This window comes from Streptomyces sp. NBC_01428, assembly GCF_036231965.1.
Taxonomy (GTDB): Bacteria; Actinomycetota; Actinomycetes; order Streptomycetales; family Streptomycetaceae; genus Streptomyces.
Genome location: NZ_CP109499.1, coordinates 8,919,609 through 8,931,163, shown reverse-complemented (window position 1 = coordinate 8,931,163; position 11,555 = coordinate 8,919,609). Strand labels below are relative to the sequence as shown.

Below are 11,555 nucleotides of genomic sequence, written 5' to 3'. Positions count from 1 at the left end.
GAGCCTCAATTCACACTGACGAACTATGTCCACGATGTGGAACAGGTGGAGTATCGATCCACTCCGGTCAAGACCCTGACTGCCTCACGGCTGGTCGTACTCAGCCGCGCTCGAGGCAACGGGCGGGTCCGAGGATCACCTGCGGGCGTCGACGTAGTCGGGCTCCACGAGGTAGGTGCTCTCGATCCTCTCGATCAACGGCCCGTTCGCTTCGGTGCGTTCCTTCAGCGCGATCCACCGCGGATCGGCGCGGAAGGCCTCCCAGAAGGCCTCAGCCACGGCCACGTCGGCGAACGCGCAGAGATATACGATCCGCCGCCGCTCGCCGACGGCGTGCCAAAAGCCACGAAGGTCGAGTCCGACCTGGTCGAAGAGGTCGAGGGTCTCTTCACCGAAGCGGCGGTGCAGGTCCTCGGCGCGATCCGGCAGCGCGACGTACTTGCGCAATTCGAGGATCACGCGGGGATTCCCGAGATCGAGACCCCGGAGCGCGTCTTGTAGCGGCGGTTGATGCCGATGAGCACGGCAGTGAGCGGCTCCAGCTGGCGTGCCAGGCGGAGCGCACCCCCGTCGACACCGGATCGGCCAGTGATCGTCGCGGCGAGAGCGGCGACCTGCTCCTTCGCGTCCCGGTCGTCGCCGACCACCAGGACGTCCTCGTGCTCCAGGGGCCCTTGCGCATCCCACAACGACACCGCGGAGAGGTGGTGGAACGCGCCGACGACGACTGCGTCGGGGACGAGTTGCTGGGTCTGTTCCGCGGCGCTGCCCTCCTCGACGTCCAGCCCGTAGGCGCCGCGCTTGTCGAAGCCCAGCGGGTTGACGCAGCTGATCACCAGCTTCCCGGCGAGGTACGGGGCGAGGTCACGCACCAGCTCCTTGTGACCGTCCCACGGCACCGCGAGCACGACGACCCCGGCCGCTTGGACGGCAGTCGCGTTGCTGAGGCCTCGTACGTGCTCACCCGGCCCGATACGGTCCCGGATCTCCTGCGCGGCCTCCTCGGCGCGCTCGGCCGAGCGCGATCCGATGACGACTTCGCGGCCCGCCCTGGCGAAGTGCAGCGCAAGGCCCTTGCCCTGCGGGCCGGTTCCTCCCACCACAGCGATGGTGTGTCTACCCACGGTCGGTGTTCCTTTCGAAGGGTGCCGTCAGCCGGTCACCGGACAAGCGGCTCGGCGCGAATGCGCCGGGGTACTGGGGATCAGAAGGGGTCAGCCGGCGGCTTCGTCAGCGCCGCTGCGGGAGCGGTCGGCCGGCCACCGTCCGCTGCTGCGGACGGTGACGGCCTCTCCCGCGTTCCGCTCGAAGGGGGCTCACCCGTGAGCGGCGGCGTCCCCCACCAGCTCGACGAAGTGGAAAAGCGTGCCGTCGGGGTCGACGGCGAAGAGAATCCGCCAGCCGTTCACACCGTCCGGACCCATGACGGTCTGCGGCGTGTGCAGGAACTCGACACCGGCGGCGCTCAGCCGGTCGTACTCGCCCTGGATGTCGTCGGTCAGGATCGAGAACCGGCACAGGCCGGGGTTGACGGTGTCGGCGATGGACCGCTCACGCGTCGCCGGGACGTCACGCCACTCGATGATGTCCAGCATCGCCTCATCGGGCGCGTTGTTGAGCCGCATGTGCGCGAAGCGCAGTTTGCTGCCCTTCTCGATCATGAAGGCCCGCGCCAGATTGACGTCGTCGACCACCTTGTCCTGCACGACCTCGAAGCCGACGTGCTGGTAGAACTCGATCGACCGGTCCATGTCGGTGACGTTGATTCCCACATGCCAGAACTTGCGCATGACGATTCCTTCCATCGGTACGTTCTTGGTCGTCGCAGGCCCGGGTGCGGCCGTCCGGGTTCGGGCGGCAAGGGCTGGTGCGACAGGGGGTCTTCGGCGGGGACGCCTTCTCGTGAGGGCGGATTTCGGCAGCACGTTCCTGAGCCCTGGGTCTGCACGCAGCCCTACGTCGAGAGGCGTCGCTCCGTGTCAGTGGCTGTGTGAGGTGAGCCGGCGCCTGAGGAGCTTTCCGGTCTCGTTCCTCGGCAGGGCCGCGACCACCTCGAACTGCCGAGGCCTGGCATGCGGGCCGACCGAGGTGGCCACCAGTTCGCCCAACTGCGCGCGAAGCGGGTCGTCGAGCCCACCGCTCTCGCCGTCGCCCTGGCCCGCGCCCTCGCCCTCGCCCTCGCCCTCGCGCTCGCTGAGCCTGAGGAACACCTTGATGTGCTGGCCGATCTTGTCGTCGGGTATGCCGACTGCCGCGGCCTCCAGAACGCGCGGGTGTTTCACCAGAGCGTCCTCGATCTCCGCCGGCCCGATCCGATAGCCGCGGCTCTTGATGACGTCATCCACGCGACCGAGGTACTCGAACCGCCGCGTGTGTGCGCGCCGGGCCAGGTCTCCTGTGCGATGCCACGTGCCTTCCGGCGGTACCGCACGTGCCGACTCCGCGTCCCACACCCCGAGCAGGGCAACCGGATCGGGGAGTCCCAGAGCGATCTCTCCGACCTCGCCGCGACCCACCTCCTCGCCGTCCTCGCCGAGGAGCGCGATGCGGTGCCCCGGATAGGCCGTTCCCATCGTGTCGTCATCGACGGAGCCCAAGACGGCTGCGTCACCGATGAGCGCGTTCGCCTCGGTCTGCCCGTACGCCTTGTTGACCGCCTGGGCCAGGTGCAGCCGAGCCCACGCCATCTCGGAACGGCCTGCCTGCTCGCCGCCGGTGACGACAGCCCGCAGCCTGCGTTCCGGCGCCCGGCCGTTCGCCTGGAACAGGCGCAGGACCGACGGCGGGAGGAACGCGGTGGAGACACCGCACCGGGCAAAGAGGTCGAGTGCCGCGTCCGGGTCGAAACGCGGCTGGCGCTGCGCGACCACCGGAACACCGAACGACCACGGTACGAGCAGCCCCAGCATGAGGCCGCCGATCCACCCCCAGTCGGCCGTCCCGTAGTAGACGTCGCCCGGCTCGAAGAACTCGAACGCGCAGTCCACACCTGCATGGCCGAGCAGGACTTGGTGGCCGTGGACGATCCCCTTGGGCGGACCGCTGGTCCCCGAGGTGTACATCAGGAGTGCCGGCTGCGTCGGCCCACCGGGGTGGGGAGCCTCGCGGTGCGGCTCGACGGACTGCCCGGCGACGCACTGTCCGTCGACGCCGTCGACCCTCAGGACCATGCGGTCCTCGATCGCGCATCCGGTCGACCTCAAGCGGTCGAGCCCCGGCCCATCCGTGACAAGGACCTTCGCCCCCGAGTCGCCAAGGCGATGGGCCACGGACGCGCCGGCCATGAGCCGGGGAACCGGAACCAGTACGGCCCCGGCGGCCAGCACGCCGAAGACCGTCTGCGCAGCGGTCGGTGAGGGTTCGAGATACATGGCGACGCGGTCACCCGGGTCCACACCACGTGCCTGCAGGACCCCGGCGATGCGCAGCGCGGCACGTTGGACCTCGCCGAAGGTGATCTCGTTCGGTGCGTGCGGTCCGGCGGTGAGCAGGGCCACCGCACTCGGATCGTGGGCGAAGAGCGCGTCCTGGGTGATCGAGTAGTCCGGCGCCGGCGTCCAGCGGGGGACGCCTCGCAGTGCGCGCAGACGGGACACCGCCGGCCCTTCGACGCTGTCCGGCACTAGTCCAGCCGCGCCCATATGCTCTTCTCCTTCGTGAAACTCTCGATCGCGCTCTGACCGAGGTCGCTGCCGTGGCCGCTGTGCCGGAACCCTCTGTACGGCGAGGCGGGGTTGAGTACGCCCCAGCTGTTGATCCACACGTTCCCTGCGTCCAGAGTCCCGGCGAAGCGCAGTGCCCGGCCCACGTCGCGGGTGAAGACACCGGCGGCGAGGCCATAGATCGTGTCGTTCGCCAAGGCCAGCGCCTGCTTCTCGCCTTCGAACGGCAGCACGCCGAGTACGGGTCCGAAGATCTCCTCGCGCGCTATCCGCATGTCCGCGGTGACGTCACCGAACAACGCGGGCCGGTAGAAGAAGCCCTGACCGGGGCGGTCCTGCGGTGTTTCGGTGCTTCCGGACAGCAGGACCGCGCCCTCTTGCACGCCGGAGAGGACGTAGGAGTGGACCGAGTCGCGCTGCACCGCGTTGATGAGCGGGCCGATCTCCGTCTCCGGGTCGAGCGGGTCACCGACCTTGGCGGCCTCCACCCGGGCCTTGACCAGCTCGACGACCTCGTCGTAGATCGGCCTCTCGACCAGTAGCCGGCTGGGCGCGGTGCAGGTCTCGCCCTGGTTGCCGTACATGGCCGTAAAGGCCACGTCGGCGATCGTCTTCGGGGAGGCGTCGGAGAACGCGACCAGGGCGGACTTCCCGCCGAGTTCCAGGGAGGTGGTGATGAGCCGGTCCGCAGCCATCCGGCCTATCTCCTGGCCCACCTCGGTGGACCCGGTGAAGGTGATCTTGCCGACGTGCGCGTTGCGGACGAGCGCGTTTCCGGCAACCGAGCCCCGGCCGGGCAAGACGTTGACCACACCGGCGGGGATTCCCGCCTCCAGCGCCAGCTCACCCAGTGCGACCGGTACGAGCGGGGCGAGTTGGGCGGGCTTGAGGACGATGGCGTTGCCCATGGCCAGGGCGGGTGCGATCTTCCAGATGGTCTGTACGGCAGGGAAGTTCCACGGAGTGATGGCCCCGACCACACCGATCGGCTCGCGCACGGTGTAGTTGAGGAACCGCCCGGGCGCCTGAGTGGTCCGCCCTTCGATCTTCGTCACCAGGCCGGCGAAGTACTCGAGGGTCTCGACCATGATGGGCAGGTCGATCGAGAGCGACTCACGGATGGGCTTGCCCATGTCGCGGGTCTGCAGCTCGGCGAGTTGTTCCTTGTTCGCCTCGATCAGCGCCGCGTAGCGCAGCATCAGGCGCGTTCGTTGGGACGGCCGCATCCGCTGCCACACCGTGGCGCCGGCGCGCGCGGCCTCGACGGCACGGGCGACGTCGTCCGCCGTGGCCTCGGCGACCGTCGCGATGACGGTGCCGTCGGCCGGGTTGACGCTGTCGAAGGTCGCCCCTGTCGAAGCCGAGGCAAGCTGGTCACCGATGACCAGCGGGACATGGGAAGTCAGAGCACGCACGATCGGTCTCCTTCGCTCGGGGGTCAGGGAAGGCGGTGGGCGGTCGGCAGGACGTCCTCGGCGAGTGCCTGGAGTTCCTCCATCGCGGAGTCGAGCGTGGCGTGCTCGAAGGATGTGTCGCAGATGAAGTGAGTGACACCGAGGTCGCCGTACGCCTCGATGGTTTCGGCGTTGTACGGGGCCTTGCGCAGCGGCCTCGCCGTCAGCGTGATCTCGCCCATGTCACGGCCTGCCTCCTCGACGTACCTGCGGAGGGTGGCGAGGTGGCCGGCGTATTCCTCGGGGCCGACCGCCAGCGGATGCCAGCCGTCCCCGATGGCGGCTATGCGGCGCAGTGACGCCTCGCTGTAGCCGGCGAACCAGATCGGGATGGTGCCGCGTACGGGCTTCGGATACATCTTGAAGTCGTGCAGGTTGTAGAACTCGCCGTCGAAGTCCACCTCGTCGTCGGCCCACATCTGCCGCATCGCGTTGACCATCTCGGTCACACGGCGCCCCCGGTCCTTGAAGGGCGCGCCCAGGGCCGCGAACTGTTCCTTCATCCACCCGACGCCGATGGCGACGGACAGCCGGCCCTTGGACAGGACGTCGATGCTCACCAGCGTCTTCGACGTCGGTACCAGTGGCCGCCAGGGAAGGATCAGACAGGAGGTGCCGAGTTCGACGGTCTCCGTAGCCGCCGCCGCCCAGGTCAGGGCCGTCAGGCAGTCCAGGTACGGCGTCTCGGGCGACCAGAGGAACTTGCCGTCCGTCGTGTACGGATAGGGGGTCTCCACCTTTGTGGGCAGCGCCACGTGATCGGTCATCCACAACGAGTCGAAGCCGATCTTCTCCGCGTAGCGGGAGACCTCGCTGATCGCGTCCGGCCCCGCCCACGGTCCGGCGCCGGGGATCCTGATACCAACCTTCATGTGATGCTCCTTCGTCTGAGTTTCGACGTCAGCGGACGACCCGCGCCGCGAGAAGACGCGCGATGTCCTGGTTGTCGTGTCCGAGTTCCGCGAGCAGCTCGGTCGTGTGCTCGCCCAGTGATGTCGGCGGCCGTTCCACACGCCCAGGGGTGTCCGACAACTTGATGGGGATGCCAGGCACTTGGAGTGGGCCGAGGGTGCTGTGCTCGATGTCGACCACCAGGTCGAGCGCACGGATCTGGGGATGTGCCACGGCCTCGTCGTAAGCCAGCACCGGGGCACAGATGATGTTCTGCTCGCTGAGGAGTGTGACGACGTCGTCACGGTCGCGGTCGGCGAACCACGGGGCCACCGCCGCGTCGAGCTCCTCCCGATGGGCCAGTCGGCTCGCGGCCCCAGCGAATCGCTCGTCGTCGAGGAGCCGCTCGTCCACCACCTGCGCCAGTCGTGCGAAGTGACGGTCATTGAAGGCCACCACGTGCACGGATCCGCCGTCCCGTGTCGGGTAGGCGTTGTACGGGGCGTAGAAGGCGCTCGCGTTGCCGACGCGCGACGGCACGTGATCGGCCAGCAGGTACTGACCCAGCCACGGTGTCTGAAGATGGAACAGCGAGCCCATCAGCGATACGGACCCGTCCTGTCCGGCTCCGGTCCGCTGCTTGGCCAGCAGGGCTACCAAGGCCGCGATGGCGATCAGGTAGCCGGCCGCGCTGTCCGCGATGGGCGGGCCCGCCTTGGTGGCCGCGCCGCCCTCGTCGCCGGTGGCGTGCATGAGGCCGGTGAGCGCCTGAGCCACGGGATCCATCGCCGGCCTTCCGGCCAGTGGCCCGCTCTCGCCGTACCCGCTCACGTTGAGGCAGATTAGGTGCGGGTGACGCTTGCGAAGGGCCTCCGGAGTCAGGCCGAACCGTTCCCGCACGCCGGGCAGCATGTTCTCGATCAACACGTCGGCCCCCGCGCACAGTTCGTGAAAGAGCTCCCGCCCGTCCTCGGCGCGTAGGTCCAGTGCGATCGCCCGCTTGTTCCGGTTGACCCCGGAGTACACACCGCTCATACCGTCACGACCTGGCCCGAAGGTTCGAGATTCGTCACCCGTGATGGGCTCCACTTTCACGACGTCCGCACCGAAGTCCGCCAGGATCGACGCGCCCAGCGGGCCCGCCACCATCGTGGCGGCGTCGATCACACGCGTCCCCAGCAGCGCTTTAGCCTGGGCCATCACGGGACCACCTTTGTTCATTATCTCGAACTCAGATCAGCATTGTGGACGACTGTAAGTACGGGTCGCCCTTACGTCAAGAAACCTGTGGCCGGGCCGAGGTCGGCTTTCCCGGGCCGAATCTGGCGTCGGCCGGAACCCGGGAGGTGACCAGAAATCCGAGCCGCAAGCCCATGTCACCGGCGCAGCAAGGCAATCGCCGGACGGACGCTATCGGCCACGTCGAACGGCGTGGCCTGCGAAGGCAGTCGGGCATGACGGGGCCCGGAGGGCAGCGCGACGGCATCGACCGGGTGCATTGACCGGGCGCCCGCGCACCCGCCAACTACCGCTGCGCTCATAACAGTTCAGGCCGATGCGACAGCGCACCGTACCGACAGGAGACCGTGTCCTCACTCACTGTCGGGCGTACGACGGCGTGGTTCGGCAACCTGGGCCAGGCCTCGCGGAGTCCAGCACAGCCTGCCCCGGGCGCCGACTTCAACAGGACCGCGTAGCTCCACACAGGCCATGCCGGGAGCAGTCGGGGCTGGGCGAGAAGGAACCGCCGAGGGACGGAGAAACCTCGGACACGCCCTCAGGAAGTGGCGTCCGCCCTGCCCGGGTCGTTCGGATGGGACTCGACAGCGGTGACGGTCCCGGTCATCCACGGCCACAACGGCAGCGTGTTGAGGACCTTGTCGTACAGTTCAGCCTCGTCGACCGCGCGCCACAGGGCGATGCTGCGCATCTCGCCCACCGGTCGCCAGAGCCGGACCAAGTGGCCCATGGCGATGAGCTCCCGGGCCCGAGCGGCCTCAGCGGTGCGACGCCGGTCCACCTCGGCCGGATCCGTTCCTTCGGGAATCGCGGTGGTGACCTCTACCAAAAACTCTTTCACGAGCCGACCTCTCTGTACTCCTCCGACAATGCGTCGCCACACGCCCGCTGTCGAACACTGCGGGCGGCGACCGCTCAGCCACCCCTGCGGCGACTTGCGTGGGGCCGGGGCTAGGCCACAGCCTGCGTGGTGCGGAAGAAGTCCGATGCGGTGAATGTGGCGGGGACGCCCAGTTCGGCGGCGACCGCGGTGATGGCGGCGTCGCCGACCACGAGGTCGGCTTGGCCGTCGGTGCTGAAGTGCGGGGCTATGAACTTCTCGTAGTGCGCTCGGGCCTCCTCCGGCGTGTGTCCGCCGAGAAAGCCGTGGAGATACCGCTGGGCGATGTCGGGTTCGTTCTGGATCAATCGCAGGGCTCGCCGGTGGGCCCGTACCAGGGCCTGGACCGCCGGGTCGTCCGGACGGATGTACGTGGGGTCGACGGCCACGCCCACGGTGGGAATCTGGAAGTGATCTCCGGCGAAGGCCAACACCTGCCATCCGTTCTCGGCCGCCACCGCCTCCAGGGCCATCGTGTCGCCGACCACCGCTGCGTCGATCGTGCCGTCGCGCAGCCGGCGCAGGTCCATGCCGTAGTTGCCCGGCGAACGGACGACGGAAAGCACGTCGCGGTCCGGGTCGAGTCCGGCCTCGCGCAGGATGATGCGGGCGATGCACCCGGGCCCGGTATGGGCGGGATGCAGCGCCAGCCGTCGACCGGCCAAATCCGCAAGGGAGTTCAGACCCGAGCGGGCGAGGAACCAGAACTGCGGGCGCTGAGTGTTGACGTTCAGCGCGACCCAGGGGATGCCACTGACGAGCCGGGAGAGCAGGGTTCGCCCGAGCCCGATGACAGCGCCACGGCGCAGCCGTTCCGGATCCCAGACACAGCCGTCGCGCAAGGCGACGTGGACGCCTTCGTCCGCGTAGTAGTCCTGTTGGTCGGCGACGTACGCGACGAGTTCCTCGTGCGGGCCACGCCCCACGTAGGCGAGATCGATCGTGTGCATGAGCGTCCTCCTTTCATCTGTCCCATCACCAGGTCGCCCTCCCTCCCGCGGCCGAACCGCGACAGGCAGGGACGACGACGGGCGGGCCCGAGAATGTCGCACCCGGCAAGTCGCCACCGACCGCAGCCGTGACGGAACTCGAGGAATCGCCTACCGACCGGGGAGGGCACGCAACCGGCGGGCGCTCGCGGCAGTTCGACGCACGAGATTCAGGACGCACCGGTCGTCTGTCGCGGCGCCCTCGCCGGCCCAGGCTCAGGCCCAGCGGGGCAGTGTGGACGCCCGAGGACATCCCGTGGTCACAGGTCGCTCGGCGCCCCACAGACTCAACGGCTCGTCACGGTGACGTGCCGCCCCCTGCCACGGGCCAGTCCCGGACCGTCGCCACGGATGCTCGGAACGCCAGCACGCTATGGCGCATCGTCGACGGCGTGGTCCCCGGAGTGGATCGCCCCGAACAGCACCGTATCGACGGTCGCCCGCAGGAGATCGGCCGCAGTCCAGTCGAGTTCACGGGGCAGCTGCGAGGTGAGCAACCGTTCGAGCGCGCCGGAGATGATCGCACTGAGCAGCTCCGGCGGTGCGGGCAGCACCCCTTGCCGGTGACCGTCCACGAGCAACTCGTCGAGCCGGCGGTAGATGACCGCGTCCACCCGCTGTTCCACGTACTCGCGCAACATGGCGTCGCCCCGGCCCAAAGCGAGCTGAGCCGCCCCGAGCTTGTCCAGCTCACTGCCCGCCGCGATCAGGAACCGTTGTATGCGGACGTCCAGCGGTTGCCCCTCGGCGCCCTCCACAGCAGCGATCAGAGAGCGCTCCACAGAGGCGAACTTCCGGTCGAGGACCGCGGCCAGCAGGCTGCGCTTGTCGGGGAAATGGCGGTAGATCGTCTTCTTGCTCATGCCTAGCTCGCGAGCGAGGTCGTCCATACTCACCCGCGGGCAGCCCGGCGCGAAGAAGAGCCGGCCGGCGGCTTCCACGATGAGATCGGCACGCTGCGCGTCATCCGTGGAAACGCCGGAAACTGAATTAGTTTCCATGGACCCGATCCTGCACCCCGTCACCTGCGCCGTCAAGGCACCCGGACCGACTCGGCCGGACCGCCGCACTACCCCCGCACAAAACAGCGCAAGTCATACGAAACCCTGCTCAGACGGCAGATTCTTCCCTCGTTTCAGGGTAGTCAGCCGGCACCTGTCCACCACTGCGGGCAGTGATGGTCCGAGCCGCGAGCACCAGGTACTCCGCCAGCTCCTCGACGTCCTGCGGCGTGAGATCCGCGCCGATGCCCAGCAGAGTGATCAGCAGGCAGGGGTATCCCTCGCGGTCGAAGACCGGGAAACCCGCGACATTGAGTTCAGGACGGTACTCACCGAAGACGGCCCCAAAACCGTTGGCGCGCAGTTCCGCACGACTCGGCCCGTCAGGTCGCACGACCTGCTTCGCGGACTCGTCCCAGGCGGCGATCAGTCGGCTGAGCAGCGGCGCAGTCCGATCGAAGCGAGCCCCTATCTCAATCGTGATCTTGATGTCTTTGCGGCTCTCGATCTTGGCGATCGCCGTGAAGTGCCCGTCGGGCATCGGCTGGATCGCGAGGCACGCCAGCTGTGTCCGCTCGGCGAGCCGCTCCATGTACGGCCGCGCCTCAGTGACCGGCGTGGTGCGGGTCACCGCCGCGATGCCGTACTCCACCAGCAACGGCCCGAGGTTGTAGCGCCGAGTCTCACTGTCGTAGCTGATCAGGCCCTCGGCCACCATCGTCCGAATCAGGTTCGACGCCGTGCTCTTGGCGAGCGAGCAGCTCTTGGCGAGCTCGGTGAGCGTGGCACCACCCACGTTCCGAGCAAGGGTGTCCAGCACCCGGACCGTGCGCGACACCGCCGGTACGAGAGCTCCTCCCCCCTGCTCATCCACATCGTCGTCCAGCGCCCCGCCGTGTTGCCGGGAAAGGCCATTCGCCACGTCTTCCTACCTTCCGGTCTGGGTGTCGTACCCGACCGCATTAAACCTCCCCGCGCTCGCACCCCTCGGACCCGAAGGCGGCCTGGCCACCATCATCGTCAGCGGGGGATCGGGGCCGCGGTGCCGTCGAAGAGGTCCTCGGCGAGGTGTTCAGCATCCGCGCGGCCGCGGGAGAACTCGGGCCAGGGAATGTCGCGATGCCGCGCAATGCGACGGTGCTCGGCCCGTTGGCAGGTCTCACGGCGCATTCGACGGAGGTGCGGAGGGCTCCTGGGATCCCTGGACACAGGCATCATTTCCTCAGTGAGCGTGTCCTTCAAACCAGCTTCCGACGCCAAACGGTCTCTGCACCAGTGAGCGAGGTCCTCGCACATACCTTTAGGGGGAATCACTCCCATCAGCGGTCACGAACGACAGCGAGACCCGCCTATAGGCTCATCGCCTACTCCTCGACGGCGTGGCCGCCCAAACCCGGAACGGAGTCGGAAGCCTTCCCACGAAGCGGGCGCGCGCCGCT

Annotated in this window: 11 protein-coding genes; all 11 read right to left on the bottom strand. The window is 68.3% G+C overall.

Going from position 1 to position 11,555, the window contains the following annotated elements; genetic code table 11:
* Positions 1-135: 135 nt before the first annotated feature.
* Positions 136-459 carry an NIPSNAP family protein gene (locus tag OG406_RS38880; protein WP_267052078.1) on the bottom strand — a complete coding sequence of 108 codons (324 nt, stop codon included), beginning with the start codon at positions 457-459 and terminating at the stop codon, positions 136-138.
* The gene (npdG, locus tag OG406_RS38875) at positions 456-1,124 is read right to left on the bottom strand and encodes an NADPH-dependent F420 reductase (protein WP_267052077.1); all 669 of its coding nucleotides are present in this window, start codon (positions 1,122-1,124) and stop codon (positions 456-458) included. The genes OG406_RS38880 and npdG overlap by 4 nt, the downstream gene beginning before the upstream one ends.
* Positions 1,125-1,316: 192 nt before the next feature.
* Positions 1,317-1,790, bottom strand: a complete 474-nt coding sequence (locus OG406_RS38870) for a VOC family protein (protein WP_267052076.1) — start codon at positions 1,788-1,790, stop codon at positions 1,317-1,319.
* Between the two features lie 189 nt (positions 1,791-1,979).
* On the bottom strand, positions 1,980-3,641 hold the full coding sequence (locus tag OG406_RS38865; protein WP_329190560.1) for an AMP-binding protein: 1,662 nt from the start codon (positions 3,639-3,641) through the stop codon (positions 1,980-1,982).
* Positions 3,623-5,077, bottom strand: a complete 1,455-nt coding sequence (locus OG406_RS38860) for an aldehyde dehydrogenase family protein (RefSeq protein WP_267052074.1) — start codon at positions 5,075-5,077, stop codon at positions 3,623-3,625. The genes OG406_RS38865 and OG406_RS38860 overlap by 19 nt, the downstream gene beginning before the upstream one ends.
* 23 nt (positions 5,078-5,100) lie before the next feature.
* Positions 5,101-5,988 carry a TIGR03619 family F420-dependent LLM class oxidoreductase gene (locus tag OG406_RS38855; protein WP_081220877.1) on the bottom strand — a complete coding sequence of 296 codons (888 nt, stop codon included), beginning with the start codon at positions 5,986-5,988 and terminating at the stop codon, positions 5,101-5,103.
* Positions 5,989-6,016: 28 nt separating this feature from the next.
* Positions 6,017-7,207, bottom strand: coding sequence for a CaiB/BaiF CoA transferase family protein (locus OG406_RS38850; protein WP_329190558.1), 1,191 nt, complete (start codon positions 7,205-7,207; stop codon positions 6,017-6,019).
* 577 nt (positions 7,208-7,784) lie between these two features.
* Positions 7,785-8,087, bottom strand: coding sequence for a muconolactone Delta-isomerase family protein (locus OG406_RS38845; protein WP_267052072.1), 303 nt, complete (start codon positions 8,085-8,087; stop codon positions 7,785-7,787).
* 110 nt (positions 8,088-8,197) lie between these two features.
* Entirely contained in the window at positions 8,198-9,076 is an 879-nt protein-coding gene (locus OG406_RS38840) for an ABC transporter substrate-binding protein (RefSeq protein ID WP_329190556.1), read from the bottom strand.
* A gap of 410 nt (positions 9,077-9,486) precedes the next feature.
* Entirely contained in the window at positions 9,487-10,116 is a 630-nt protein-coding gene (locus tag OG406_RS38835) for a TetR/AcrR family transcriptional regulator (RefSeq protein WP_329190554.1), read from the bottom strand.
* Positions 10,117-10,225: 109 nt separating this feature from the next.
* Positions 10,226-11,038: an IclR family transcriptional regulator gene (locus OG406_RS38830; protein ID WP_267052069.1), complete on the bottom strand. Its 813-nt coding sequence runs from the start codon at positions 11,036-11,038 to the stop codon at positions 10,226-10,228.
* Between the last annotated feature and the right edge of the window lie 517 nt (positions 11,039-11,555).

Coding starts and splice junctions, on each gene's coding strand:
- OG406_RS38840 (WP_329190556.1), bottom strand. CDS start 9,076: ATGCACACGATCGATCTCGCCTACGTGGGGCGTGGCCCGCACGAGGAA.
- OG406_RS38870 (WP_267052076.1), bottom strand. CDS start 1,790: ATGCGCAAGTTCTGGCATGTGGGAATCAACGTCACCGACATGGACCGG.
- OG406_RS38850 (WP_329190558.1), bottom strand. CDS start 7,207: ATGGCCCAGGCTAAAGCGCTGCTGGGGACGCGTGTGATCGACGCCGCC.
- OG406_RS38835 (WP_329190554.1), bottom strand. CDS start 10,116: ATGGAAACTAATTCAGTTTCCGGCGTTTCCACGGATGACGCGCAGCGT.
- OG406_RS38865 (WP_329190560.1), bottom strand. CDS start 3,641: ATGGGCGCGGCTGGACTAGTGCCGGACAGCGTCGAAGGGCCGGCGGTG.
- OG406_RS38855 (WP_081220877.1), bottom strand. CDS start 5,988: ATGAAGGTTGGTATCAGGATCCCCGGCGCCGGACCGTGGGCGGGGCCG.